Origin of the sequence: Halorussus amylolyticus, from assembly GCF_004143485.2 — an archaeon.
In the GTDB taxonomy this organism is placed as follows: domain Archaea; phylum Halobacteriota; class Halobacteria; order Halobacteriales; family Haladaptataceae; genus Halorussus; species Halorussus amylolyticus.
Map to the genome: position 1 here is coordinate 56,379 of NZ_RXOB02000046.1, position 26,964 is coordinate 83,342.

A 26,964-nucleotide genomic window follows, 5' to 3' on the forward strand; every position below is an offset into this window, starting at 1 on the left:
ATGTTGCGGACTGCTGGACTGACGAAGGAGTTCGGCGGCCTCACCGCCGTCGATAGCGTAGATTTCGAACTCGAAGACGGGGAACTCTGCTCGCTCATCGGACCGAACGGCGCGGGCAAGACGACGTTCTTCGACCTGCTGACCGGCGTCCTGACCCCCACGCGGGGAACCATCGAGATTCGGGACGACGGCGGCTGGCTCGACGTGACCGACGCCGTGCCCGACGAGACCGCGAGCCTCGGACTGCACCGGTCGTACCAGATTACGAACGTCTTCCCGACCAGCACGGTGCTGGAGAACGTCCGAGTCGCGGCTCAGGCCGCGAGCGCAGACGGCGCGAAGGTCTGGCGAAACGCCGGAGCCTTCGACGCCCACATCGAGGAGGCCCGCGCCATCCTCGACCGGGTGGGTCTCGCCGAGCAGGCCGACACCACCGCCGAGAATCTGAGCCACGGCGCGAAGCGCCAACTCGAAGTCGGTATCGCGCTCGCTGGCGACCCCGACGTGCTTCTGCTCGACGAACCCAACGCCGGAGTTTCGTCCGAGAGCGTCGGCCGAATCATCGACCTCATCGAGGACGTGGCGACCGACCACGCGGTCCTGCTCGTGGAACACAACATGGACATCGTGATGAACGTCTCGGACCGAATCGTGGTCCTGAATCAGGGCGCGGTCATCGCGGATGGCCCGCCAGAGGACGTTCGAGGCGACCCGACGGTGCAGGAGGCGTACCTCGGTGGCTACGAGGCCGGGAGCCTCGACGCCAAAAGCGACGAGGCCGAGACCCAAAGCACCGGGACCGACCCCGAGGAGGGTGCGGCGTGACCGCGACCGCTTGCGGTTCGCGCTCGGTGACACAGACCACCGGGAAACTGCCGGTGACGCAATCCACCGGGAAACGGACGGTGACACAGACCACCGGGAAACGGACGGTGACACAGACCACCGAGGGTGGGACTGAAAGGGGCCGCCCGGTCGCGGGCCGCAGGCCCGTGGTCGTCTCTGCGGGCAACTATTCTCGCGCCAGGCGTTGCGGAGAGGCGCGAGAATATCCCGCAGAGCGACCGCGACCGGGCGGGGGCTTTCGAGGACTTCATCACTTCGAATGCTCACACGGTTACGATTCGAAGCGACCGGGCGGGGGCTTTCGAGGACTCCGTTACGGAATTTTTTGTGACAGAACCAATGACGACAAACATTTCAGAGAGGTAGAGAGATGACACTACTCGAAGTCGAAGACGCCCACACGTACTACGGCGAGAGCCACATTCTCGAAGGCGTCTCGTTCGAAGTCGAGGCGGGCGAAGTCGTCGCGCTCATCGGCCGGAACGGCGTGGGGAAGACGACCACGCTCCGGACGATTCTCCAACTCACGCCGCCCCGCGAAGGTCGGGTCCGCTACCGCGGCGAGGACGTGACCGGGCGCGAGACGCACGAAATCGCCGAAAAGGGCGTCGGCTGGATTCCCGAAGGACGGCGTATCTTCTCACAGCTCTCGGTCGAGGAGAACGTCCGGGTCGCGGTCCCCGAGGGCCGAAACGTCGAGTCGGCGGTCGAACGCGCGTTCGAGACGTTCCCCGACCTCCGGGACCACCGTGACCGAGACGCTGGAAATCTCTCGGGCGGCCAACAGCAGATGCTCGCGCTCTCGCGCGGACTGGTCGGGGACAACGACCTCCTGCTGGTGGACGAACCGAGCGAGGGCCTCGCGCCGCTCATCGTGGAGCGAGTCGCCGAGGCGCTGGCGGCGGCGGCCGACGACACGACGCTCCTGCTGGTCGAGCAGAATCTCCCGCTGGCGCTCGACCTCGCTGACCGATTCTACGTGCTGGACAACGGGCAGGTCGTGGACGAAGGGAACGCCGACGAGACATCTGCGGACGACGAGCGACTCAGGAGGTATCTCTCGGCATGATAGAAGTCGTTCTCGCGGGCTTCCTCGGCTCGCTCGGGGAGTTCCTTCAGCCGAGCAACCTCGCGTCGGTGTTCGTGGACGGCCTCTCGAAGGCCGCGCTGTACGTGATGATAGCCAGCGGGCTGACGCTCATCTTCGGACTGATGGGCGTGCTCAACTTCGCGCACGGCTCGATGACGATGATAGGCGCGTATCTCGGCGGCCTGCTCATGGTGCTGATGGTCGGGCAGGCGTCCGGGCCGGGCGCGCGACTGCTCGCGTTCTTCGTCGCGCTCGCGGTGACGTTCGCCGTGCTCGCGGGCATCGGTGGCGTCGTGGAGGTCGGACTCATCAGGCGTCTCTACGACCGCCCGCCGGTGTACCAGATTCTGCTCACCTTCGGGCTGACGCTCGTGTTGGACGAACTGGTGCGAATCGCCGTGCTGTTCTACGGCATGCAACCGACGAGCGACTGGCAGGCCGCGCTCGCCACCAAGCCGGGATTCCTCGACTCGTCGGTGGACCTCGGACTGGTGTCGGTGCCCGGACTCGACCTGTTCGAAATCGCGTTCGGCGCGGCCACGGTTGTCGGTCTCTGGGCGTTCCTCACCCGGACGCGCTACGGCCTGATAATCCGGGCCGGGAGCGAGGACGCCGAGATGACCGAGGCGCTCGGCATAGACGTGCGCCGGGTGTTCACCGTGGTGTTCGCGCTCGGCGCGGGCGTCGCGGGCGCGGCGGGCACCCTGCTGATGTGGGACGCCTCGTGGGCCGCGAGCGTGCCGCTCGCCGCGGACACCCTGCTCCCGGCGTTCGTGGTCGTCATCATCGGCGGCCTCGGCACCTTCCGGGGCACCGTGGTCGCGGCGGTCATCGTCGGGATGACCGACGCGGTGATGACGTGGTGGTTCCAGAACGTCGTGGAGTTCACCGGACTCCCCGAGATGACAATCTTCCTCATCCTCGTGATAATGCTGATACTCAAACCGCAGGGACTGTTCGGCGTCGAGGAGGTGGGCGGCCATTAGCTCCGATAGCCCGGACGCCGATTCGGCCGACGCCGAATCGGCCGACGCGGATTCGACTGACGCCGACCGAACCGACGAACAAGCGACCGACGGCGGAACGGCCGACGGTGGAGCGACCGAAACCGACCCGAACACCGCCGCATCGACCGAAACCGACCCGAACACCGCCGCATCGACCGAAACCGACCCGAACACCGCCGCATCGACCGAAACCGACCCGAACACCGCCGCATCGACCGAAACCGACCCGACCGACGAGACGCAGACCGAAATCGACGAGCGCGACTTCGACCCGGGAACCGCGACCTCGTGGCCGGTCCGGTACCTCCGCGACCATCTGGCTCACGTCGCGGTCATCGCCTTCTTCGCGGCGTACCCCGGCATCTACTCGGTGCTTCTGGGGTCGCCGCTCGGCGCGGAGATGGAGACGCTCCTGCCGAGAGTCGAGACGATGGTCGTGGTGTTCTACTTCGGCCTGTTCGCCATGTCGTTCGACTTCATCTCGGGCTACACGGGCTACCTATCCTTCGGCCACGCCGCATTCTACGGCGCTGGCGCGTACTTCGTCGTCCTCGCGTCGAACGGCAAAGTGCCCGCGCTCGGCCCGAACACGTCGTTCGTCGCGCTGCTCGTGCTGGCGGGACTCGTCGCTGTCGTCCTCGCGCTCCTCATCGGTGCGGTGTCGTTCCGCCTGTCGGGCGTCTACTTCGCGATGATTACGCTCGGCTTCTCACAGGTGTTGTACGTGTTCGTGCGCGACTGGGACTTCGTGGGGTCGAACCCCCGCGACGGTCCGGCGGTGCTCGAACGCACCGACCCGTTCAGCATCGGCGTGCCGGGCGTCGATTCGCTCAACCTCGCCATCGGCCAGCTCGCGGGCGACAGCGTCGAGGGCTTCCTCGGCGTCCTCAACTTCAGCACAGCCGAGGTGTCGTACTACATGGTGGGTCTCGTGGTGCTGGTCTGCTACTTCGTCATGCAGCGCATCATCCACTCACCGTTCGGTCGCGTGCTAATCGCCATCCGCGAGAACGAAGAGCGCGCCGAGGCGGTCGGGTACAACACCTTCTGGTACAAACTCGGCGCGTTCGCGGTCAGCGCGTTCTTCGCCGCAATCGCTGGCGGCCTGTTCGCGGGGTTCCAGCGGTCGGTGTCGCCCGAGGAGACATTCTACTTCCTCGTGACCGGTGACGCCCTGCTCGCGTCCATCATCGGTGGGTTCGCCACGCTCGCGGGACCGCTGTACGGCTGGCTGTTCGACGAGACTATCACCGAGTTCCTCTCGAAGCGCGGCGAGGGCGGCGGCCTGCTCCCGTACCTCCGGGACCACCTCGGCGAGGGGACGCTCTCGATAGAGATATTCAACGGCCTGACGGTCCAGGAGGCCATCGACACGTTCCTGAACGGCCACGCCGAACTCTACATCGGCGTGCTGTTCGTCCTGTTCGTCCTGTTCGTGCCGAACGGCCTGCTCGGGACGGTCCGAGACAGGGTCGGCGGCCCCATCGGCAAGGCCGTGGCCGACCGAATCTGGGGTGAGAACCGATGAGCGACGAGAATCGAATCAGAGAATCCGTCGCTCGGCTGAGGCACCGGACCCCAAGCTCGGTGAGACAATCCACTAGGAAACAACGGGCTGACCAATCCACCACGAACCCACGGGTGAGACAAACTACATCGGGTGGGACTGAAAGGGGCCGCCCGGTCGCGGGCCGCAGGCCCGTGGTCGCTTGCGCGGCCACTATCTGGACCGGGCGGTGCGGAGAGGTCCAGATATGTCGCGCAACGACCGCGACCGGGCGGGGGCTTTCTACGTCTCGTTCACTCCGTATACCTCAATTCGAATCGGGCGGGGGCTTTCTGGCTGTTCCTGATTTCGTTAGTCGAAACGTAGGGCTATCGAAACACCATCTTCGGCCACTCCCCAAACGGAGGAAAACGTGACTGAGACGAACACGCCAGAAGTCGGTCTCACTGGCTTCGGGACCTACGTGCCCGACGAAATCGTCACCGGCGAGGAAATCGCCGCGGAAAGCGGGATTCCCGAGGAGGTCGTCGTGGAGAAGATGGGCGTGCGCGAGAAACGAGTCTGCTCTGCCGACGCAGACCACGCGACCGACATGTGCGTGAAAGCCGCGAGAAAGGCGCTCTCGGACGCCGACCGCGACCCCGAGGACGTGGACCTCGTGCTGTACCACGGGTCGGAGTACAAGGACTTCGTCGTCTGGAGCGCCGCGGCCAACGTCGCCGAGCGAATCGGTGCCGACGACGCCTTCGCGGTCGAGAGCTACGCGCTGTGTGCGGGCGCGCCGCTCGCCATCCGGCAGGCCAAATCCCAACTGCTCGCCGACGCGCCCGAGACGGCGCTGCTCGTCTCGGCGAGCAGGGAGGAAGACCTCGTAGACTACGGAAACGAAGACTCGTCGTTCATGTTCAACTTCGGGAGCGGCGCGTGCGCGATGGTCTTAGAAAGCGTTGGGTCTCGCCCAACGGAAAATCCGAGCGGGCAAGGCCCGCGAGGGGCCGACCCCGCGGACGGTCGCACGCGTGCGACCGTCCGCGAGAGCGCCGCGGTGACGGACGGGAGTTTCTCGGAGGACGTGGTAATGGCCGCGGGCGGGTCCCGAAACCCCGCCAGCCACGCGACGGTCGAGGCGGGACTCCACGCGCTCGACGTGCCCGACCCCGAGGGGATGAAGGAGCGACTCGCGGACGTGAGCCTCCCGAACTTCCTCGACGTGGCCGACGACGCGTTGGCGCGGTCGGGGTACGACCGCGCCGACCTCGACTTCGTGGCGCTGACCCACATGAAGCGGTCGTTTCACGACCTGCTGACCGACGAACTCGACGCAGAGAGCTACTACCTCGACGAGTACGGCCACGTCCAGAGCGTGGACCAGATTCTCGCGCTGGAGGAAGGTCTCGACCGCGGACTGGTCGAGTCGGGCGACGTGCTCTGCTTCCTCGCGGCCGGGACCGGCTACACGTGGGCCGCGACCGTGCTGGAGTGGCGCGGGTAGTCGCGGCGGGACGAATGAGTTGATTCGTTTCGAAACTGCTTTTCCGTCGCCGTGAGCGAGAGTTCGTGTGAACGAGGACAAACTGCAGTTCTACGCGCTGTATCTCACCCGGTTCGCGAGCGGATTCGGCTTCGTCACGCTGTTGACGCTCCTCCCGACGTACGTCAACATCTTCGAGGCGTCGGGGCTGATGGTCGGTCTCTACACGACGGCGTACACCCTCGCCCAGACCGCCGCGGTGATTCCGCTCGCGTGGGCGGGCGACCGCGGCGACAAGCGACTCGTCCTCGCGGCGTGTCTCGCGCTCGCGGTCGGGGTCTACGTCGCGTTCGCGCTGGTGGCGTCGAGTCTGCAGTTCGTGCTGATGCGCGGGCTTCAGGGCGCGGTCGTGACCGGCACGGGCCTGATGTCGCTCGCGCTCATCGGCGAACTCGCACCCAAGGGCACCCGCGCCACCGCCATCGGGAAGGCCAACGCCGCGCGGTTCGCGGCGGGCATCCTCGGGAGCCTCGGCGCGGGGAGCCTCTACGAACTCTACGGCTTCGAGGGCGTGTACGCGGTCCTCGTCGGTCTCCTCCTGCCCGCGCTCGTCGGCGTCTGGTGGTTCATCGACGCCGACGAGACCCGGGTTCCGGGCAACCCCTTCAAGGACCTCGCGTTCAACCGCAAACTCCTCACGCTCACCAGCTTTCGCGCCCAGTACGCGGTCGCCGTCACCCTCGTCCGGACGTGGGTCCCGATTTACGCGGGCGTCACCGCCGCGAGGGGCGGACTGGAGTACGCGCCGCTCGCGGTCGCGGTCGTCATCACGTCCGAGAAGCTGACCAACATGCTGTTTCAGCCGTTCACCGGGAGACTTTCGGACAGCGCCGGGCGGTCGCTGTTCGTGTTCGTCGGCGGCGCGTGCTACGGTCTCGTCGCGCTCGCGGTGCCGTTCTCGCCCGAAATCGGCCGGGTCGTGGGCGCACCCGCGACCTTTCCCGTGGTCGGCGCGCTCTCGGCGGCGTTCCTCCCGCTGCTCGCGTGCAACGCCCTCCTCGGAGTCGCCGACAGCCTCCGCGAGCCAGCGAGCATGGCGCTGTTCGCCGACGAAGGCACCGAGGAGGGCGGCGTCGCATCGAGTTTCGGCATCCGGGAACTGGTGTGGCGACCGGGGAGCGTCGTCGCGCCGATGCTCGGTGGCGTCCTGATGGGCGTCGGGATGGAGTGGGTGTTCTTCGTCGGCGCGGCCGCCGCGTTCACCGGCGTGTTCACCTTCTTGGGCATCCTCCTCCGGACCCACGGCAGGGCCGCGCTCACGCACTGGTAATATCCATCCAGACAATATAAGGTGCCTTATTGGGCATTAATACGCCCTTATTCATTCAGGGGTAGGCTCTTAACGCAGACCGCGCACGTGCTACGCATGTGCCAGCATCCACGCCCGTCAGATACCGGAGACCAATCCCTTCTCGCGGACCCGGACGACGCTCGCTCGAACTGCGGCGTCGGCGTCGTCGCGGATTTGGGCGGCGAGGGGGGCCACGACGTACTCGCGGACGGACTCGAACTCCTCGAAAATCTCGAACACCGCGGCACGACCGGTGCCGAGGAGAACACCGGCGACGGCGCGGGCGTCGTCCTCGAAACGCCCCACGACTTCTTCACTTCCGAACTCCCCGTCTCGCTCCCCGACCCCGACGAGTACGCGGTCGGCACCGTCTTTCTCCCGCAGGACGCCGACGCTCGCGCGACTCTCGAATCGCTCGCCGAGGACGTACTCGCCGAGTCGGGTCTCGACCTGTTCCACTGGCGCGACGTGCCGACCGACAGTTCGGACCTCGGACAGACCGCGCTGGATTCGGAGCCCGTCGTCCGGCAGTGCTTCGTCCGGGCCGACGGCCTCGACCCCGAGACGTTCGACCGCCGACTCTACGTCGCCCGGCGCGCGCTGGAGCAGGCGGTCGAGGAGAGCGACGTGGCCGCGAACGGTCCCGAGTTCTACGTCTGCTCGCTCGACCGCGAGACGGTCGTCTACAAGGGCCTGCTGAAGGGCGAACAGCTTTCGAGCTATTTCCCCGACCTCGGCGATTCCCGGGTCGAAACCCGGTTCGCGATGGTCCACGCCAGATTCTCGACCAACACGCTCGGCGCGTGGCATCTCGCCCACCCGTTCCGGAACATCGTCCACAACGGCGAGTTCAACACGATTCGGGGGAACATCAACTGGATGCGCGCCCGAGAGCGCGACCTCCACACCGACAAATTCGACGCCGAGCGCGTGACGCCCGTCGTGACCGACCCCGAGGGGAGCGACACCGCCGCCGTGGACGACACGCTCGAACTCCTGCTTCAGGGGGGCCGGGACCTCCCTCACGCGCTCCGGATGCTCGTGCCCGAAGCGTGGCGCGACGACGACCGGATGGCGAGCGCCCGCCGCGACTTCTACGACTACCACGCCTCGCTGGTCGAACCGTGGGACGGCCCCGCGCTCGTGGCCGCGACCGACGGCGACCGAATTGGCGCGGTTCTCGACCGGAACGGGCTTCGGCCCTGCCGGTACGACGTGACCGCCGACGACCGCCTCGTGATGGCGAGCGAGGCCGGGGCGCTCGACGTGTCGGAGGACGAAATCGTCGAGCGCGGTCGCCTCGAACCCGGTCAACTGTTTCTGGCCGACCTCGATGAGGGCCGCGTCGTACCCGACTCGGAGGTGTTCGAGGACCTGACCGACGAGCAGTACGGCGAGTGGGTCGAAGCAGAACAGGTCGAACTCGGCCCGACGGACGAACTCGACGCGCCCGACGACACCGCCCAGCGGAGCGACTCGGACGCGTCCGAGTCGCTCCGCGCTCGGCAGGTCGCGTTCGGCTACACCCACGACGAACTCGACAATCTGCTCGGCCCGATGGCCGAGGCGGGCAAGGACCCCGTGGGGTCGATGGGCGACGACACGCCGCTCGCGGTCCTCTCGGAGTTCGACCGGCCGCTGTTCTCGTACTTCAAGCAACTGTTCGCGCAGGTGTCGAACCCGCCCATCGACTACCTCCGGGAGGACTGCGTGACCAGCCTCGAATCCCGACTCGGTCGCCAGCGGAATCTGCTCGCGGAGTCGCCCGACCACGCCCGCCAGTTAGTCCTCGATTCGCCAGTCCTCTCGGACGCCGAGACCGCGGCCGTGAAAGACTGCGAACTCCCGACCACGACCGTTGACCTGACTTACGACCCCGAGACCGACCTCGAATCGGCGGTCGAGCGCGTCCGGCGCGAGACCCGCGAAGCCGTCGAAGACGGCGCGGAAATCGTCGTCCTCTCGGACCGCGAGATGGGCGAACGTCGGCTCGCGGTTCCGAGCCTGCTCGCGACGGGCGCGGTCCACCACCACCTCGTCCGCGAGGGCCTGCGGACCCACGCCGGACTCGTCGTGGAGTCGGGCGACCCCCGGACGGTCCACCACCTCGCGTGCCTCGTCGGCTACGGCGCGGGCGCGGTGAATCCCTCTCTCGCGTTCGAGAGCATCGCCGACCTCGTGGCGGGACCGGACGGCGCGGAGGAGGCCGACGCCATCGACGCCTACGTCGGCGCACTCGAAGACGGCCTTCAGAAGACGATGGCGAAGATGGGCATCTCGACGGTCGAGAGCTACCGAGGTGCCCAGATTTTCGAGGCGGTCGGTCTCGACTCGGACTTCGTCGCCGAGTACTTCGAGGGCACCGAGAACCGAACCGAGGGCATCGGCATCGACGAAATCGAGGCCGACCTCCGGGCGCGCCACGAGGTCGGGTTCGGCGACGACCCCGAACTCGACCGGCAGGGAGAGTTCGAACACCGGTCGAACGGGCTTCACCACCAGTGGAACCCTCAGACCGTCAGTACCCTCCAGCGCGCGGTTCGGGCGGACGACGCCGATGAGTACCGCGATTTCGCGACCCAAATCAACGACCAGAACGAGCAACTCCAGACGCTTCGCGGACTGCTCGACTTCGATTCGTCTGGTCGCGAACCGATTCCGGTCGAGGAAGTCGAGTCGGTCGGCGACATCGCCGAGCGGTTCTCGACGGCCGCGATGAGCCTCGGGTCGCTGTCGCCCGAAGCCCACGAGAACAACGCGATTGCGATGAACCGCTTGGGCGCGAAATCCAACACCGGCGAGGGCGGCGAACCCCCCGAACGGTTCGGCACCGAGCGCGAGTGCAACGTCAAGCAGGTCGCGTCCGGCCGGTTCGGCGTCACGAGCGCGTACCTCGCCAGCGCCGACGAACTCCAGATAAAGATGGCACAGGGGTCTAAGCCCGGCGAGGGCGGCCACCTGCCGGGAAAGAAAGTCAACGAGATGATTGCGCACGTCAGGTACGCCACACCCGGCGTGGGCCTCATCTCGCCGCCGCCCCAGCACGACATCTACTCCATCGAGGACCTGAAGCAGTTGATTCACGACCTCAAGGCCGCCAACGAGGACGCCGACATCAACGTCAAACTGGTCTCGGAGGCCGGAATCGGCACCATCGCGGCGGGCGTGGCGAAGGCCAACGCCGACGTGGTCCACATCTCGGGCCACTCCGGAGGGACGGGCGCGAGTCCCCGGACCTCCATCAAGCACGCGGGGCTGCCGTGGGAACTCGGCCTCGCCGAAGCCAATCAGATGCTCCGGCAGACCGGTCTCCGGTCGCGAATCAAAGTCGCGGTAGACGGCGGTCTCAAGACCGGCCGCGACGTGGCGATTGCGGCCCTGCTCGGCGCGGAGGAGTTCTCCTTCGGCACCGCGAGCCTCGTGACCTCGGGGTGCGTGATGGCCCGCCAGTGCCACGAGAACACCTGCCCGGTCGGCATCGCGACTCAGCGCGACGACCTCCGGGCGCGGTTCCCCGGCGAACCCGACCACGTCGTCAACTACATGACGTTCATCGCGGCCGAACTCCGCGACATCATGGCCGAACTCGGCTTCCGGACCGTCGAGGAGATGGTGGGTCGCGTCGAGTGTCTCGAACAGCGCGACACCGACCACCCGAAGGCCCGCGGTCTCGACCTCTCGGCGGTCCTCGCCGACCCCGGAACAGGAGGTAGAACTAAGACCCGTGAACAGACCCACGAAGTCGCGGACCACTTCGACCGCGACCTGCTCGACGCGGCCGCGGACGCCATCGAATCGGGCGTCCCCGTGGAATTCGACGCCTCCATCACCAACGAGCATCGCGCCGTCGGCGCGATGCTCTCGGGGAGAATCTCGGACGTCCACGGCGAAGCGGGGCTTCCGGACGGCACTATCTCCTGCTCGCTCACCGGCACTGCGGGCCAGAGTTTCGGGGCGTTCCTCCAGTCGGGCGTGGACCTCCACCTCGCTGGCGCGGCCAACGACTACCTCGGCAAGGGTCTCTCGGGCGGGCGCATCGCGGTCGCCACGCCCGCCGACGCGGGCTACGACCCCGCCGAGAACGTCGTGGTCGGCAACGTCGCGCTCTACGGCGCGACCGGCGGCGAGGTGTACGTCAACGGGATGGCCGGCGAGCGATTCGGGGTCAGGAACTCCGGCGTCAAAGCCGTCGTGGAGGGCGTCGGCGACCACGGCTGTGAGTACATGACCGGCGGCGTCGTCGCAGTTCTCGGCGACACGGGCAAGAACTTCGCGGCGGGGATGTCCGGCGGCGTGGCGTACGTCTTCGACGGCGTTGCTCCGGGGGAGCAACGAGACGAAGACGGTGAAGCCCTCGGGGTCGGCGGCTTCGCCGAGAAGGCCAACACCGGCATGGTGCGCCTCGAAACCGACCTCTCGGAGCGCGACGAGCGCGTCCTCCGGAGACTGGTCGAGAATCACGTCGCCTACACCGGAAGCGACCGGGCCGCCGAACTGCTCGCGAACTGGGACACTGCGAGCGCGCAGTTCGTGAAAGTCATGCCCGAGGCCTACGAGCGCGCGGTCGTCGAGGACGGCCGAGACGACGTTCGGGCCGCACTCCCGCCGAAGGCGGGCGAGCGCAAGGAGGGAGCGCGGGCCGTTCGGAGCGGGGCGGACTGATACTGTCGGCTGTACTTCTCCGGCTAGATCCGCGTAGAAGACGATGAAATCTCGGACGAATATCGCTCAGGAGCGACGCAGTCGGTGAGTCGTCTGCGTCGAGACCCGGCACCTGAAAACAGTTAAGAGTCGCGCGCGCTACGCATCGAGTATGAATCTGCCCGCCGATTTCGACCACCCCTCGTGGTGGACCGCGCTCGGGACGTTCGCCGGATACGCCGCGATTCTGGTCGCGATGTTCGTGGCGCTGTTTCTGGTTCCGTACGGCGTCTTCGTCGCGCTCGGGTAGTCAGAATAGCTAAGCCGCGCGGCGTCGGCGTGCGAATCGGGTGGGAGAATGACAGCACAGCCATCGTGGGCGACGAGAACCACGACCGACCACGACACCATCAGAGAGTGGGTCGAACGACGAAACGCGACGCCAACCGCCGGTCGAGAAACCGAGAGCGACGCCGACCGTCGCGCGCTCGGCATCGACTTTCCCGACGCGGAATCCGACGAGGACTTCGAACCGGTCGCGTGGGACGCCTTCTTCGAGACGCTCGGCGAAGCGAGTCTCGCGTTCCGATACAAGGAGACGAATCGAAACGGCGAGCAGAGTCGCTTCTATCGGTTCGTCCGCCGCGAGGAGACCGGCGTCGCGGACCCGGTCGGCGGGGACGCGTCCGTGGTCGCGGTCGCGACGGAGCCGGTTCCGACAGACTCCGAATCGGGGAGCGAGCAGGGCTCGGACGACGACTCGGAGACCGACCCCGCTCGCGGTTCGACCGCCGAGGGAGTGCCCGACGGGGTGTTAGACTCGGAGCCGAGACCGGCGACGAAACTGACCGTCGGTCTCGTCGTGGACGAAATCCACGAGGACGCAGGCGGGTACGACCACTGGAACAGAAACGACGAGTATCTCGTCTTCCGGAACGACGGCGACGAGCCACTGGCGCTGGCCGGATGGACCGTCGAGAACGCCGACGGCGAGACCTACGAGTTCCCCGACGAGTTCGTCCTCGAACCGAATCGGGCGGTGACGCTCCGCACCGGGTCGGGACCCGACACCGACCGGGACCTCCACTGGGGGTCGCCGCGGGCCGTCTGGAAGAACACGGGCGACGTGCTGACGGTTCGGAATCGCGACGGAACGCGAGTGATTCGCGAGTCCTACTGACCGAGGGGTTTCGAGTCGCCCTCGATACCGCCGCCCTGCCGTCGAGAGTCCGGTGGGGTTTTACGGCCAGCGACCGACCCGGTACAGATGGATTCTACCGACGTTCTCGAACGCTGGGCGAATCGGTCGGGAGAGTACTCCCCGGACTACTACGCCCACTACGGCCCGAACGAGGCGAGCGAGTCGATTCGCGCACGAATCGACTCGGCGGTGTCGTCAGACCCGGCCGTCCTCGAACTCGGGTGTAGTTCGGGGCGTCACCTCGCGCACCTCCAGGACCACGGGTACGAGAACCTCCACGGCATCGAAATCAACGACGACGCGTTCGACGTGATGGAAGACGCCTACCCCGACCTGGCCGACTCCGGGACGTTCTACGCCGATGCCATCGAGAACGTCGTCGCCGACTTCGACGACGACCGCTTCGACGCGGTGTTCTCCGTCGAGACGCTCCAGCACCTCCATCCCGACCACGAGTGGGTGTTCGACGAGCTGACCCGAATCACCGACGACGTGCTCGTCACGGTGGAGAACGAAGGCGGCGAGGGAGACACCGAAACAGACCGCAGAGAGGGAGACACCGAAACAGACCGCAGAGAGGGAGACACCGAAACCGACGCCGAAACCGACGACGACCCCGACGTGAACTACGTCAACGACGACTTCCCGCTCTACTACCGGGACTGGCACCGCGTCTTCACCGAGCGCGGATTCACCGAAATCGGTTCCGAGTCGCTCAAACGCGACACGCTCCGGGCGTTCCGACCGACGTAGCGCCGTCGCTCTTTTAGGGAGATAAACGACGAAAACGGCCGAGAAGCGGAGAAGCGACGACGAAAACGGCCAGTCAGCGAACCGACTACGCGAACGTCTTCGAGATTTCCTCGTCCTCGTCCTCGGAGTCGATTTTCGTCTTGGCGTCCTCGAAGTCCGTCATCGTGATTTCGGTGCGGTCGTCGCGGATGGCGAACATCCCCGCCTCGGTGCAGACCGCCTTGATGTCCGCGCCGGACGCCTCCTCGGACTCCTTGGCGAGCTTCGCGAAGTCAACGTCGTCGGCGACGTTCATGTTGCGCGTGTGAATCTGGTAGATTCTCTCGCGGCCTTCGAGGTTGGGCTTGGGGACTTCGATGAGACGGTCGAAGCGGCCGGGCCGGAGGATGGCACGGTCGAGCATGTCGAAGCGGTTCGTGGCCGCGATGATGCGAATCTCGCCGCGGTCCTCGAAGCCGTCCATCTCCGAGAGGAGTTGCATCATCGTGCGCTGGACTTCGGCGTCGCCGGAGGTCTTCGAGTCGGTGCGCTTGGCCGCGATGGCGTCGATTTCGTCGATGAACAGCACGGCGGGTTCGTGCTGGCGGGCGACCTCGAACAGGTCGCGGACGAGTTTCGCGCCCTCGCCGATGAATTTGTGGACCAACTCGGAGCCAGCCATCTTGATGAAGGTGGCGTCGGTCTGGTTCGCGACCGCTTTCGCCAGCATCGTCTTCCCGGTGCCGGGCGGGCCGTAGAGCAGCACGCCGCTCGGCGGGTCGATGCCGACCTCGCCGAACATGTCGGGGTTTTCGAGGGGCATTTCGACCGTCTCGCGGACCTCCTGCATCTGCTCTTCGAGACCGCCGATGTCCTCGTAGGTGACTTCGGGGCTCTCCTCGACCTGCATGACGCGGGCCCGCACGTCGGTCTCGTTGTCGAGGGTCTTGACGATAGAGAGGGAGTTGTTGACTGCCACCCTGCTGTCGGGGTCGAGTTCCTCGCGCATCTCGTCGGTCACTTCCGTGACCGCCTCTTGGTTGTTGCCGTGCTGTTTGATGATGACGCCCTCGTCGGTCATCTCCTGGACGGTGGCGACGAACAGCGGCGACTGCTTGAGCTTCTTGTTCTCGTGGGTGAGCCGTTCGAGTTTCTGCTGGTACTTGTTGTTCTCCGCGTTCGCATCCAGAAGCTTGTCGCGCATCTCCTCGTTCTGGGATTCGAGGACTTCGAGCCGTTCCTGCAACGCCTCGATTTTGTCCTGCTGGGACGCGCTCTCCTCGTCGTAGGGGAGGTCCACGTCTTCCACGGTATCGGTCATTACGCCTGCCTAGGGGCCTGTGTCTTATGAGGCTTCGGGTGGGTTTGACAGGTGTCCCAGACACCAATAGCACGGCTGGTCGGACGACCGGTAGGATACCCTATAGTAATATATCTAAAGAGGAAATATTATTACCCTGTATCCGGAAGGTGTTGGTACATGAGTACCTCAGAAACCGCGCGACCCGAAAAAAGCCGTCTGACCGGGGAGAACGCGACCGAAGCCATCCGCGACCTGCCGCCGAGCGCGAAGCTCGTCGCGAAAGTGCTGGAGTACAACGACACCCTGACCCAGAGCCAAATCGCCGACGAGTCGCTGCTGCCCGACCGGACGGTCCGGTACGCGCTGAACCGACTCGACGAGGAGGGACTGGTGGACTCGCGCTTCTCGTTCTCGGACGCACGGAAGCGGCTCTACTCGCTGAATCTGGAGTAGGCGGACTCGACGACAACTGGATTTCCTTTCGTCTCTTTCCGAATACTTCGGCTGAAAGAGTGACTGTTCCACCTTCGGCTGAAAGGGGGACTGTTCCACCCCGGCGCGTGCTGGCGCGACCTTGCATGGTCGCGCCGAGACGCGCGAGGGATGAGCATCGCAGGGAGGAGCGGAGCGACGACTGAGACGCGCAATCGGTTGGGGAGGCTGTGGCCCTCGCGGTTGCGGTGCGGTCCCCATTTGTGACGTGCGAGCAGGACGCTTCTGTGTCGTTTACTTTTCGCACTCAATCTATTCTGACCGTTAGAGCGTCCTGCTCGCACGTCACCTATGAAACCGCAACCACACCCTCCCCAACCGACTGCGGTCCTCGTCAATCGCTCCCTTCGGTCGCTCTCTCCTGCGGTCCTCATCCCTCGCACGCATGGGCGCACCCACGAGGGGTGCGCCAGCGCGCGCCGACGTGGAATTCGGAAATTCGAATCCCCTCTGACTCACTTCCGTCCGACCGCACAGTTATAAACGAAGACGGGGCCAATCTCTCGTATGCCAGTTCGGGGAACCATCGACACCACACCGTTTGCGAGAACACCAGCATCAAGCAAACCACGCAACGTCTTTAGGCCCCCGACGCAAACCTCGCCCCAATGACACGGGTGATACACACGGGCGACACCCACTTGGGGTATCGCCAGTACCACTCCGCCGAGCGCCGGGCCGACTTTCTCAGGGCGTTCGAGCAGGTAATCGACGACGCCATCGCCGAGGACGTGGACGCCGTGATTCACGCTGGCGACCTGTTCCACGACCGTCGGCCCGACCTCCAAGCCCTCCACGGGACCATCGAGGTGCTTCGAAAGCTCCGGGACGCAGACGTGCCGTTCCTCGCCATCGTCGGCAACCACGAGGGCACCCGCGGCCGCCAGTGGCTCGACCTGTTCGAGATGCTCGGTCTCGCCACGCGACTCGGAGATTCCCCCGAAATCGTGGGCGAAACCGCGTTCTACGGTCTCGACCACGTCCCGAAGTCCAAGCGCGATGATTTAGAGTACGAGTTCACAGACCACGACCAGAACCACGCCGCGCTCGTGGGCCACGGCCTGTTCGAACCGTTCGACATCGGCGACTGGGACGCCGAGGAAGTCCTGACCGAATCGAACGTCGATTTCGACGCGTTCCTGCTCGGCGACAACCACAAGCCCGACACGAGGGAGGTCGCAGACACGTGGGTCACGTACTGCGGTTCGACCGAGCGGTGTAGCACCGCCGAGCGCGAGGACCGCGGCTACAACATCGTGGAGTTCGACGGCGAGGTCGCCATCACCCGGCGAGGTCTCGACGCGACCCGGGACTTCGCGTTCGTCTCGGTGGACCTCGGCGAGGACGAGGGCATCGACCGCGTGCGCGAGGCCGTCCGCGAGCGCGACCTCGAAGACGCGGTCGCCGTCGTCGAAATCGACGGCGACGGCGAGGGCGTCACGCCCGCGCTGGTCGAGGAGTTCGCGCTGGAGGAAGGCGCGCTCGTCGCCCGCGTCGTGGACCGGCGCGAACTCGCGGACGACCGCGACGAAGAGGTCGAGGTGTCGTTCGCCGACCCCGACGACGCGGTCCGCGAGCGCGTGCGCGACCTCGGACTCAGCGAGGCCGCCCGCGACATCGACGAGACGGTTCGGGCGAGCAAAGTCGCCGACACGAACGTCCGCGAATCGGTCCACAACCGTGTGAACGCCCTGATGGACGACGACGACCTCGGGGCGTTCGAGTCCGGGTCGGACGATGCCGACGAATCCGTCTCCGACGTCGACTCCGCGGACTCGTCCGCGGAGTCGGGTGAACCACCGGAGTCGGACGCACCACCGGAGACCCCACCGGACGAGACGACCGCGACCCCGCCTGAATCTCCGGCGACAGACGCCGAAAACGACGGGCAGAGTTCGATGGGTGAGTACCTGTGAAGTTCGACCGCGTCCGTCTCCAGAATTTCAAGTGCTACGCCGACGCCGACCTCCGACTCGATTCGGGCGTGACCGTCATCCACGGCCTGAACGGGAGCGGAAAGTCGTCGCTCCTCGAAGCCTGCTTCTTCGCACTCTACGGCGCGAACGCGCTCGACCGGACCTTGGACGACGTGGTGACCATCGGCGCGGAGGACGCCGAAATCGAACTCTGGTTCTCCCACGACGGCGGCGAGTACCACATCCGAAGACGGATTCGGGCGACCGGCGAGCGCGCGCTGACCGCCGAGTGCGTCCTCGAAACGCCCGACGACAGCGTGGACGGTGCCCAGGACGTGCGCGCCGAAATCGCGAGACTGTTCCGGATGGACTCGGAGGCGTTCGTCAACTGCGCGTACGTCCGGCAGGGCGAGGTCAACAAACTCATCAACGCGACCCCCGCCCAGCGCCAGGACATGATAGACGACCTCCTCCAACTCGGAAAGCTCGAGGAGTACCGCGAGCGCGCCAGTGACGCCCGCCTCGGGGTCAAGAGCGTGCTGGACGACAAGCGTGGCAGCCTCTCGGAGTTGGAGTCCCAAATCGAGGAGAAAGAGGACAAAAACCTCCACGCGCGCCTCAACAACCTCGAATCCGACCGTAAGGAAGTCGAGGGCGAAATCGAGAAGTTCGAAGGGAACCGCGATACCGCCGAGCAGACTCGCGAGCAGGCCGTCGAAGTGCTGGAGTCCTACGAGGAGAAGCGCGAGGAACTCGAAACGCTCGCCGAGGAAATCGAGGCCCTCGAAAAAGAGATTGCCGAGACCGAACAGGAGCGCACCGAACACGGCGAACGCGTGCGCGAACTCCGCGAGACGGTCGAAGACCTCGAAGCCGAGGTGAGCGACCTGCTCGCCGAAACTGACCTCGATTCGGCCGACTCCGAGACGCTCGACGCCCGACTCGACGAACTCGACGCGAGAGATGGCGACCTCGGCGACGACCTCGCGGAGGCTGAGAAGAAGGCGATAATGTTCGGCAATCAGGCCGACAAACTCGGGGAGAAAGCTGACGATTTCGAATCGCGGGCCGACGAGAAGCGCGAGCGCGCCGACGAACTCGAAGCCGAGGCTGACGACGCCGAAGCCGACCTCACGGAGTACCGCGAGAAGCTCGACGGACTCGGCGACGACATCGACGCGAAGCGAGCGACGTTCGAGGACGCTCCGGTCGAGTTCGGCGACGCGGAAGACTACCTCGAAGACAGGAGCGAAACGCGCAACGCCCTGCGAGAGCGCGAGCAGGAACTGACCGCCGAACTGACGAGCGCCCGTGACAGCGTCGAGGAAGCCGAAGCCCTCCTCGAAGAAGGAAAGTGCCCCGAGTGCGGGCAGGCGGTCGAGGACTCGCCCCACGTCGATTCGCTCGCCGAGGACCGCGAGCGCGTCGAAGACCTCGAAGCCGAACTCGAAGTCGTCCGAGACGACCGCGAGGAGGTCGAGCGCGAAATCGAGACCGGCAAGCGTCTCCGCGACGCCGAGCGTACAGTTCAGTCGCTCCGCGAGAATCGCGAGAACGTCGAGCAGTTGGTCGAAGCCAAAAGCGAGACCCTCTCCGAGAAGCGCGAGGAGGCCGAGTCGCTCCGCGACGAGGCCGACGAACTCGACACCGAGGCCGCCGAGAAGCGCGACGACGCCGAGGGACTTCGGGAGAAGGCCGACGACCACCGCGAGCGAGTCGAAGAAATCGAAGCCGAGCGCGAGGACGTGGACGAAAAGCGCGACCGAATCGACGCGATTCGGTCGGTTCGCGAGCGAATCGAGGACGCCGAGGACGACGTGGAGCGCCACCGAGAGAAGCGCGCTCACCTCGAAGAGATGAACGACCAGCGTCGGGACCGCCTCACCGAAAAGCGCGACCGGCGCGCGGACCTCCGGGAGACCTACGACGAGCAAAAGGTCGAATCGGCTCGCGACGACAAAGAGCGCGCCGAAACCTACTTGGAGCAGGTCGAAGCCAAACTCGACGAACTCCGAGAGCGGCGCGACGACCTGCAGGGTCGAATCGGGGGCGTGAAAAAGGAAATCGCCGAACTCGAAAATCTCCGCGACCGGCGCGACGACCTCGCCGACCGCGTGGCGGCGCTCGAATCGCTCCGCGCCGAAACCGTCGAGCTACAGGAGATGTACGGCGACCTCCGGGCGGAGCTTCGCCAGCGCAACGTCGAGCACCTGGAGGAGATGCTGAACGAGGTGTTCGACCTCGTCTACCAGAACGATTCGTACGCGCGCATCGAACTCGACGGCGAGTACGAACTCACGGTTTACCAGAAGGACGGCGAACCGCTCGAACCCGAACAGCTCTCGGGCGGCGAGCGCGCCCTGTTCAATCTCAGCCTGCGGTGTGCCATCTACCGATTGCTCGCGGAGGGCATCGAAGGCGGCGCGCCGCTCCCGCCGCTCATCCTCGACGAACCGACCGTGTTCCTCGACTCGGGCCACGTCTCGCAGTTGGTGGAGTTGGTCGGTTCGATGCGCGAACTCGGCGTCGAGCAGATTATCGTGGTGAGCCACGACGACGAACTGGTCGCGGCGGCCGACGACGTGGTGTGGGTCGAGAAGGATTCGGTGTCGAACCGCTCGACCGTCGAGCGCCGGGACGCGGTGTTGGAGGCCGCGGATTAATCTCGGAGCGCGTCGAGGCCTTCGTCGGCCTCATCGGTCGTCGCGTACCCGCGCTCGCCCATCACGTCGGCTTCCGTGACGAGTCCGGCGGCGCGAAACTCCGTGAGGACGCCGAGCAGGTCGCTCTCGCAGAGGTCGGTGGCGTCGAGGAGATACCGGACTGAGTGGGGGCCGCGCTCGTGGAGTTCGAGCAGCAGGCCGAGCGCACGGTCGTCGTGGACGGCGCTCAGAATCGTCCGAACGGGTTCGGGAATCGCTCGCGCGGTCGTCGCCAGTGGCGATTCGCCCTCCGCGTGTTCGAGGTCGGCGGCATCGCGGTAGGTCTCCGCACCGGTCTCGGGGTCGCGAAGCTTCCACGAATCGCCGGACTTCTTGACGAGCAGATAGGTATCGCCCGATTCGTCGCGGACCGTTTGCATGGTCGGAGGTAAGCGAGGCTCCCGATTAGTCCTTCCGAACCGCTTTGTAGCGATACCATCCGCGGACGAAGGCGAACACGCCCACGAGAAAGACGCCGCCGCCGAACTGCCACCTTCGCTCGAAGCCGACGAGCATCAGGCCGAGACCCATCGCGAACAGCGCGACGTTGAACAGCAGGACGAGCGACCAGAACTGCTTGGCGAGTTCGGGGTCCACGTCCGACTCCGAGAGATCCGACCCGAGACCCTCGCTCGGGTCGGGAACCTCCGGAATCTCGATTTCGAGCCCGTCCGAGGGGTCGTCGGGGCGCAAGTCGGTCTCGGCCTCGTCGGGGTCGTCGAACGGGTCGTCTGACAGCACTACCTCTCTCTCGGAAATCAGCGGACAAAAGCGTTCGGAGTCGGTCTACACCTGCTCGCTAAGCGCGAGCGGTCGGCCTGCCTTCAACCACGCCAGCGGATTCTGGGAGTCGTAAAATACGACGCCGTCCTCGGTCTCGTACGCTTCGACTGTCGTCTCCGACTCGTCGTCGGCTTCGGGAAGCGCGGCTGCCGCACGGTCCAAGTCGTCGCCGGGGTTGGCGTGGTCGGACATTGGCTTCACCACACCCTGTGGTATGTGTTAGCATATTATATGTCTTTCCATCCGGCAACATTCACCGAGTCGGGGAACGGGAGGGTTTTTACCCGAAAGCGCCAAACCCGAGGTATATGAGCAATTCGGGGTCTAACAGCACGCTCGCCGATTTCTCCGACGGAGGTGCGGAGCGCGACGTGGAGGCCGAAGCCCGCGCTGTCGCCGGAACCGACCACCAGCGCGCTGACACCGTCGTCGATGCCGACGACTGGCTTCCCGACCCGAGCGGCGCGGTCGAGATGGCCGTGATGCAGGTCGATTACACCATCGAAGGCTCGGGCGACGACGAGACCGTAGTGGTCCACGTGTTCGGCCGGACGCCCGAGAACGAGTTGGAGCACGTCCGAGTCCTCGGGTTTCGACCGTACTTCTACGCGCCGACCGCCTCGCTCGACGGTCCGCCCGAGGAAGAGTTCGACCGACTCACCGGAAGCGAAACGACCGACGAGAACGGCGACCCCTACGAGAGCATCCGGGGCGAGAAGCTGACCAAAATCTTCGGTCAGACGCCCCGCGACGTGGGGAACGTCCGCGACCAGTTCGACCACTACGAGGCCGACATCCTGTTCCCGAACCGTCTCCTTATCGACAAAGGTATCAAGAGCGGGATTCAGGTGCCCGAGCGCCGGGGCGACGACGGCGACCTCTACGTCCCCCACGAGGAAGTCGTGGCCGCCGAGGTGGACGCCGACCCGCGCGTGAACTACTTCGACATCGAAGTGGACGACCGCTCGGGCTTTCCGGAGGAGGGCGAGGAGCCGATTATCTGTCTCACCAGCTTCGACTCCTACGATGACGAGTACATCGCGTGGCTCTACGACGCCCCCGAGGGTGACGCCGAGGCTCCGGAGGAACTGCCGGGCTACGACCCCATCGAGGAACTCGACGTGGACGTTCGGTCGTTCGGCGACGAGCGCGAGATGCTCGAAGCCTTTTTGAACTACATCGACGAGACCGACCCGGATATCCTCACTGGCTGGAATTTCGACGACTTCGACGCGCCGTACTTCCTCGACCGACTGGACGTACTCGCCGGACCCCACGAATACGACCTCGATTCGAACCGCCTCTCTCGCGTGAACGAAGTTTGGCGCTCCGATTGGGGCGGCCCCTCCGTCAAGGGCCGCGTCGTGTTCGACCTACTGTACGCCTTCAAACGCACCCAGCGCTCCGAACTCGACTCCTACCGACTCGACGCGGTGGGTGAGGTCGAGTTGGGCGTCGGCAAGGAGCGCTACGCTGGCGATATCGGCGACCTCTGGGAGAACGACCCCGAACGCCTGCTGGAGTACAACCTCAGGGACGTAGAACTTTGTGTCCACCTCGACCGCAAGCAGGACATCATCTCGTTCTGGGAGGAGGTCGCCTCCTTCGTCGGGTGTAAATTGGAAGACGCGACCACACCGGGAGACGCGGTGGACGTGTACGTTCTCCAGAAGGCTCACGGTCGGTTCGCGCTCCCCTCGAAGGGCCAGCAGGAGAGCGAGGACTTCGAGGGCGGCGCGGTGTTCGAACCGATTACCGGGGTCAAAGAGAACGTCACGGTGCTCGACTTGAAGAGCCTCTACCCGATGGCGATGACCACCATCAACGCCTCGCCCGAGACGAAGGTGGACCCCGACGAGTACGACGACGCGACGTACACCGCTCCGACCGGGACTCACTTCCGAAAGAAGCCGGACGGTATCATCCGGGAAATCATCGACGAGACGCTCGACGAGCGCGAGGAGAAGAAGGCGCTCCGGGACGACTACAAACCCGGAAGCGTGGAGTACGAGCGGTTCAACCGCCAGCAGCAAGCTGTCAAGGTGATAATGAACTGCTTCACGCCCGACACGGAGGTGCTGACGCCCGAGGGCGTCCGGGCGATTACGGACCTCGAAATCGGCGACGACGTGTACTCGCTCGACCCCGAAACCGAGGAGATGGAAGTCAAGCCAGTCACCGAGACCCACGCGTACCCCGACTACGACGGCGAACTCGTGGATATCGAGACGAGCGACATCGGCTTCCGGGTCACGCCGAATCACCGAATGCTCGTCCGGAAGAACGAGACCAACGGCATCACCGAGGACGGGTACAGTTTCGTGGAGGCCGGGAATCTGGACCGAGCGACGAACTACGAACTTCCTCACGACTGGACCGCCGACCACGGCGACGACCTCGAAACCGTCGATTTAACCGAGTTTCTCGACGGCGACTACGAAGTTTGGGTCCGGCCGTCGGTCCACGGGCATACGTTCGCGGCCGAACTCGGGTACTATCCGGACACCGTGCTGAAAAACGACCTCGGCGTCGAAGGGTACGTCTTCGACGCCGAAGAGTTCGAAGAGCATCGTGAGTACATCGAGGAAGTCTGCGAAAAGAGCTTCGTCCACCGCGAATCCGGCCGGAAGTGGATTCCGCGGACCTACGACGGCGACGACTTCCTCCAACTGCTCGCGTGGTACGTCACCGAGGGCAACGTCTACACCTCCGAGGAAAAGCAGTTCGGCGAGAACGTCCGCGGGTCGGCGACGACGGTCAAAATCGCGCAAAACGCGCCCGAAGACCCAAATCTCGTCGCCGACGGCGGCGACCACGCGACGATTGGCGGCCTGCTCGACCGAATGGGATTCGACTGCTACGAGGACGACCGGTGCTATCAGTTCACCTCGAAACTGCTCGGTGATGTCCTCCGGGCGCTCTGTGGCGACGGGAGCTTCGAGAAGCGGCTGCCGGACCTCGTGTGGGACCTGAGCGAGCGCCAGAAGCGACTGTTCCTCGACACGCTCATCGACGGCGACGGCGACCGGCAGGTCGAGTCGTGGCGCTACACGACCTCCAGCGACCGACTGAGAGACGACGTGATGAGTCTCTGTGCCCACCTCGGACTGAATCCCAAGTACAACCGCGACAGCGGTTCGTGGCGCATCTACGTGGACGAGTCGAACGTCAACACGCTCCGGATGCACCGAAGTGCCGACCGGAGTACGGCCCAGGAGGGTGTCTACTGCGTCACCGTCGAGGACAACCACACCCTTTTCGCGGGCCGAAACGGTAAATTCCAGTTCGTCGGACAGTCGCTCTACGGCGTTTCGGGGTGGGACCGGTTCCGCCTCTACGACAAGGAGGCCGCCGCCGCGATTACCGCGACCGGCCGAGAGGTCATAGAATATACTGACGATACGGCTGAGGAACTTGGGTACGAGGTCGCATACGGCGACACTGACTCCGTCATGATAGAACTCGGACATGATATCTCGAAGGACGCCGCCATCGAGCAGTCGTTCGGCATCGAGGAGCGAATCAACGACGCCTACGACGACTTCGCGCTCGACCGACTCAACGCCGAGGTCCACCGCTTCCAAATCGAGTTCGAGAAACTGTATCGCCGATTCTTCCAAGCCGGGACGAAAAAGCGGTACGCGGGCCACATCATCTGGAAGGAGGGCAAGGACGTAGACGACATCGACATCACGGGCTTCGAGTACAAGCGCTCGGACATCGCGCCGATTACGAAAAAGGTCCAGAAGGAAGTCATCGACATGATTGTCCACGGCGAGGACTTAGAGGACGTGAAAGACTACGTTCACGACGTTATCGAGGACTATCAGAGCGGAAACGTGAACTTAGACGACGTGGGCATCCCCGGCGGTATCGGCAAGCGCCTCGACAACTACGACACCGACACCGCGCAGGTCCGGGGCGCGAAGTACGCCAACCTCATGCTCGGGACCAACTTCCAGCGCGGAAGCAAACCCAAGCGACTCTACCTGAAGAAGGTCCATCCCTCGTTCTTCGAGCGAATGGAGGACGAGGAGGGGTTCGACGCGCGCACCGACCCGCTGTACGGCGAGTTCAAGCGAAACCCGGACGTGATTTGCTTCGAGTACGCCGACCAAGTGCCCGAGGAATTCGAAGTCGATTGGGACAAGATGCTCGACAAGACGCTCAAAGGCCCCATCGACCGCATCCTCGACGCCCTCGGCGTCTCGTGGGAAGAGGTCAAAACCGGCCAAGAGCAGACCGGACTCGGCAGTTTCGTCTGAGCAGCCGGATTCGGTTTCGGAGGGCGCGGGCGGGCGACTCCGAGAGCACGTGTTTTCCGGTTCGGGAAATTTATTTTCTGCCAGTGGAAACCATTTACGTGTGAATGCGAAAGCATTATGGGTCGGCTGACCCAATCTCGGAACGTCTTAGGTGAACCTAACATGGCAACGCTACAACTCAAAAACCTACACGCAGAAGTCGTCGAGGCCGACGAGAAAATCCTCAACGGCGTCGATCTCGAAGTCAAGTCGGGCGAGATTCACGCCCTGATGGGTCCCAACGGGAGCGGGAAGTCCACCACGGCGAAGGTAATCGCCGGCCATCCCGCCTACGAGGTGACCGAGGGTGAGGTCCTCATCCACCTCGACGACGAGGACTTCGACCACGAGATTCCGGACGACAAGCGAACGTGGAATCTCCTCGAAATGGAGCCGAACGAGCGCGCCGCGCTCGGCGTGTTCCTCGGCTTCCAGTACCCCGCCGAAATCGAGGGCGTCACGATGGTGAACTTCCTCCGACAGGCGCTCAACGCCAAGCTCGACGAGCGCGCGGAGCTGTTCGAGGACGACGAAGCGGAAGAAGAAGAGGAGGAGGAAGCGGGCTACGACACCAGTCCGATGGAAGGCCCTGCCGACGAAGGCGAGGTCGGCGTCGCGGAGTTCCAGCAGCTCCTTTCGGAGAAGATGGAACAGCTCGACATGGACGAGCGGTTCGCCCAGCGCTACCTCAACGCGGGCTTCTCGGGCGGCGAGAAGAAGCAGAACGAGGTGCTTCAGGCCGCCATCCTCGAACCGTCCATCGCGGTGCTGGACGAAATCGACTCCGGGCTGGACATCGACCGTCTGCAGGACGTGTCGAAGGGCATCAACGCGCTGCGCGACGAGCAGGGCACCGGTATTCTCCAGATTACCCACTACCAGCGCATCCTCGACTACGTCGAACCCGACCACGTTCACGTCATGCTCGACGGCCAGATTGCGATGAGCGACGACGCGTCGCTGGCCGAGAAGCTCGAAGACAAGGGGTATGACTGGGTCCGCGACGAAGTGTACGAGGCGGCATAAGGTGATAGCATGAGTTCCGAACAAGACCATCTACAAGAGACCGACACCGAGGAGCGCTTCGAGTTCAAGAAAGAACAGCGCGCCGCGGTCAAGTCCGACAAGGGCCTCACGGAGGAGGTCGTGCGGCTCATCAGCGAGGACAAGGACGAGCCCGACTGGATGCGCGAGCGACGCCTGCGCGCGCTCGAACACTACCAGAACATGCCCCTGCCAACCGACTGGCCGGGGCAACCCGACCTCACCAAACTCGATGTCGAGGAAATCGTGCCGTACATCCGCCCCGACGTAGACAAACGCGAGGGCGCGGACAGTTGGGACGACCTGCCCGAGGAGATTCAGGACACCTTCGAGAAACTCGGCATTCCCGAGGCCGAGCGCAAGGCGCTGTCGGGCGTCGGCGCACAGTACGAGTCGGAGGTCGTCTACCAGAACATGCAGGAGCAATGGGAGGACAAAGGCGTGGTGTTCATGAACATGGACGAGGCCGTCAAGGAGCATCCCGACCTCGTCAAAGAACACTTCATGACCTCCTGTGTCCCCCCGAGCGACAACAAATTCGCCGCGCTTCACGGCGCGGTCTGGAGTGGCGGGA

Annotated in this window: 19 protein-coding genes and 1 pseudogene; 16 read left to right on the forward strand and 4 right to left on the reverse strand. The window is 65.0% G+C overall.

Annotated elements, in window-relative coordinates; translation table 11 throughout:
• The 10 genes from EKH81_RS18710 (at window position 1) to EKH81_RS18750 (ending at window position 13,867) form a co-directional block, all read left to right on the forward strand.
• Window positions 1–825, forward strand: coding sequence for an ABC transporter ATP-binding protein (locus tag EKH81_RS18710; RefSeq protein ID WP_132061450.1), 825 nt, complete (start codon window positions 1–3; stop codon window positions 823–825).
• 391 nt (window positions 826–1,216) lie between these two features.
• On the forward strand, window positions 1,217–1,915 hold the full coding sequence (locus tag EKH81_RS18715) for an ABC transporter ATP-binding protein (RefSeq protein ID WP_132061453.1): 699 nt from the start codon (window positions 1,217–1,219) through the stop codon (window positions 1,913–1,915).
• Window positions 1,912–2,922: a branched-chain amino acid ABC transporter permease gene (locus EKH81_RS18720; protein ID WP_132061456.1), complete on the forward strand. Its 1,011-nt coding sequence runs from the start codon at window positions 1,912–1,914 to the stop codon at window positions 2,920–2,922. Before EKH81_RS18715 ends, EKH81_RS18720 begins: the two co-directional genes overlap by 4 nt.
• A gap of 382 nt (window positions 2,923–3,304) precedes the next feature.
• Entirely contained in the window at window positions 3,305–4,471 is a 1,167-nt protein-coding gene (locus tag EKH81_RS18725) for a branched-chain amino acid ABC transporter permease (protein ID WP_202935218.1), read from the forward strand.
• A 391-nt stretch (window positions 4,472–4,862) separates the two neighbouring features.
• Window positions 4,863–5,942: a 3-oxoacyl-[acyl-carrier-protein] synthase III C-terminal domain-containing protein gene (locus EKH81_RS18730; protein WP_132061459.1), complete on the forward strand. Its 1,080-nt coding sequence runs from the start codon at window positions 4,863–4,865 to the stop codon at window positions 5,940–5,942.
• A gap of 67 nt (window positions 5,943–6,009) precedes the next feature.
• Window positions 6,010–7,251 (forward strand): MFS transporter, encoded by a 1,242-nt coding sequence (locus tag EKH81_RS18735; protein ID WP_132061462.1) that lies wholly within the window; start codon window positions 6,010–6,012, stop codon window positions 7,249–7,251.
• A gap of 96 nt (window positions 7,252–7,347) precedes the next feature.
• A complete protein-coding gene (gltB, locus tag EKH81_RS18740; protein ID WP_132061465.1) occupies window positions 7,348–11,934 on the forward strand; it encodes a glutamate synthase large subunit in 4,587 nt (1,528 codons plus the stop codon).
• A gap of 151 nt (window positions 11,935–12,085) precedes the next feature.
• Window positions 12,086–12,223, forward strand: coding sequence for a hypothetical protein (locus EKH81_RS19505; protein WP_202935216.1), 138 nt, complete (start codon window positions 12,086–12,088; stop codon window positions 12,221–12,223).
• A 48-nt stretch (window positions 12,224–12,271) separates the two neighbouring features.
• Window positions 12,272–13,093: a lamin tail domain-containing protein gene (locus tag EKH81_RS18745; protein WP_132061468.1), complete on the forward strand. Its 822-nt coding sequence runs from the start codon at window positions 12,272–12,274 to the stop codon at window positions 13,091–13,093.
• Between the two features lie 87 nt (window positions 13,094–13,180).
• A complete protein-coding gene (locus EKH81_RS18750) occupies window positions 13,181–13,867 on the forward strand; it encodes a class I SAM-dependent methyltransferase (RefSeq protein ID WP_132061471.1) in 687 nt (228 codons plus the stop codon).
• Window positions 13,868–13,952: 85 nt separating this feature from the next.
• Here the strand turns inward: EKH81_RS18750 and pan1 are convergent, their stop codons facing one another.
• Window positions 13,953–15,167, reverse strand: a complete 1,215-nt coding sequence (gene pan1 / locus EKH81_RS18755) for a proteasome-activating nucleotidase Pan1 (protein ID WP_132061474.1) — start codon at window positions 15,165–15,167, stop codon at window positions 13,953–13,955.
• A gap of 159 nt (window positions 15,168–15,326) precedes the next feature.
• Here pan1 and EKH81_RS18760 point away from each other — a divergent pair, with 159 nt between their 5' ends.
• The 3 genes from EKH81_RS18760 (at window position 15,327) to rad50 (ending at window position 20,220) form a co-directional block, all read left to right on the forward strand.
• On the forward strand, window positions 15,327–15,602 hold the full coding sequence (locus tag EKH81_RS18760; RefSeq protein ID WP_132061477.1) for a MarR family transcriptional regulator: 276 nt from the start codon (window positions 15,327–15,329) through the stop codon (window positions 15,600–15,602).
• A 647-nt stretch (window positions 15,603–16,249) separates the two neighbouring features.
• Entirely contained in the window at window positions 16,250–17,557 is a 1,308-nt protein-coding gene (mre11, locus tag EKH81_RS18765) for a DNA double-strand break repair protein Mre11 (RefSeq protein WP_132061480.1), read from the forward strand.
• Complete coding sequence (gene rad50 / locus EKH81_RS18770; protein ID WP_132061483.1) at window positions 17,554–20,220, forward strand: DNA double-strand break repair ATPase Rad50; 2,667 nt, start codon at window positions 17,554–17,556, stop codon at window positions 20,218–20,220. The genes mre11 and rad50 overlap by 4 nt, the downstream gene beginning before the upstream one ends.
• On the opposite strand, the gene EKH81_RS18775 is transcribed toward rad50, so the two are convergent.
• Genes EKH81_RS18775 through EKH81_RS18785 form a run of 3 tightly spaced genes read right to left on the reverse strand, consistent with a single transcriptional unit; the run spans window position 20,217 to window position 21,246 of the window.
• Window positions 20,217–20,639: a DUF7346 family protein gene (locus EKH81_RS18775; RefSeq protein WP_132061486.1), complete on the reverse strand. Its 423-nt coding sequence runs from the start codon at window positions 20,637–20,639 to the stop codon at window positions 20,217–20,219. The genes rad50 and EKH81_RS18775 overlap by 4 nt on opposite strands.
• Window positions 20,640–20,664: 25 nt before the next feature.
• On the reverse strand, window positions 20,665–21,000 hold the full coding sequence (locus EKH81_RS18780) for a DUF7322 domain-containing protein (RefSeq protein ID WP_238392265.1): 336 nt from the start codon (window positions 20,998–21,000) through the stop codon (window positions 20,665–20,667).
• 45 nt (window positions 21,001–21,045) lie between these two features.
• Complete coding sequence (locus tag EKH81_RS18785) at window positions 21,046–21,246, reverse strand: DUF7331 family protein (RefSeq protein WP_132061491.1); 201 nt, start codon at window positions 21,244–21,246, stop codon at window positions 21,046–21,048.
• A gap of 104 nt (window positions 21,247–21,350) precedes the next feature.
• Here EKH81_RS18785 and EKH81_RS18790 point away from each other — a divergent pair, with 104 nt between their 5' ends.
• The 3 genes and pseudogenes from EKH81_RS18790 to EKH81_RS18800 all read left to right on the forward strand — a co-directional run.
• Window positions 21,351–25,307 carry a DNA polymerase domain-containing protein gene (locus tag EKH81_RS18790; RefSeq protein WP_132061494.1) on the forward strand — a complete coding sequence of 1,319 codons (3,957 nt, stop codon included), beginning with the start codon at window positions 21,351–21,353 and terminating at the stop codon, window positions 25,305–25,307.
• A gap of 162 nt (window positions 25,308–25,469) precedes the next feature.
• The gene (locus EKH81_RS18795) at window positions 25,470–26,372 is read left to right on the forward strand and encodes an ABC transporter ATP-binding protein (protein WP_132061497.1); all 903 of its coding nucleotides are present in this window, start codon (window positions 25,470–25,472) and stop codon (window positions 26,370–26,372) included.
• Between the two features lie 9 nt (window positions 26,373–26,381).
• Window positions 26,382–26,964 (forward strand): annotated as a pseudogene (locus tag EKH81_RS18800) (Fe-S cluster assembly protein SufB); the annotation flags it as partial.

Coding starts and splice junctions, on each gene's coding strand:
- EKH81_RS18795 (WP_132061497.1), top strand. CDS start 25,470: ATGGCAACGCTACAACTCAAAAACCTACACGCAGAAGTCGTCGAGGCC.
- EKH81_RS18760 (WP_132061477.1), top strand. CDS start 15,327: ATGAGTACCTCAGAAACCGCGCGACCCGAAAAAAGCCGTCTGACCGGG.
- EKH81_RS18715 (WP_132061453.1), top strand. CDS start 1,217: ATGACACTACTCGAAGTCGAAGACGCCCACACGTACTACGGCGAGAGC.
- EKH81_RS18775 (WP_132061486.1), bottom strand. CDS start 20,639: ATGCAAACGGTCCGCGACGAATCGGGCGATACCTATCTGCTCGTCAAG.
- EKH81_RS19505 (WP_202935216.1), top strand. CDS start 12,086: ATGAATCTGCCCGCCGATTTCGACCACCCCTCGTGGTGGACCGCGCTC.
- EKH81_RS18710 (WP_132061450.1), top strand. CDS start 1: ATGTTGCGGACTGCTGGACTGACGAAGGAGTTCGGCGGCCTCACCGCC.
- mre11 (WP_132061480.1), top strand. CDS start 16,250: ATGACACGGGTGATACACACGGGCGACACCCACTTGGGGTATCGCCAG.
- EKH81_RS18745 (WP_132061468.1), top strand. CDS start 12,272: ATGACAGCACAGCCATCGTGGGCGACGAGAACCACGACCGACCACGAC.
- pan1 (WP_132061474.1), bottom strand. CDS start 15,167: ATGACCGATACCGTGGAAGACGTGGACCTCCCCTACGACGAGGAGAGC.
- EKH81_RS18720 (WP_132061456.1), top strand. CDS start 1,912: ATGATAGAAGTCGTTCTCGCGGGCTTCCTCGGCTCGCTCGGGGAGTTC.
- gltB (WP_132061465.1), top strand. CDS start 7,348: ATGTGCCAGCATCCACGCCCGTCAGATACCGGAGACCAATCCCTTCTC.
- EKH81_RS18750 (WP_132061471.1), top strand. CDS start 13,181: ATGGATTCTACCGACGTTCTCGAACGCTGGGCGAATCGGTCGGGAGAG.
- EKH81_RS18790 (WP_132061494.1), top strand. CDS start 21,351: ATGAGCAATTCGGGGTCTAACAGCACGCTCGCCGATTTCTCCGACGGA.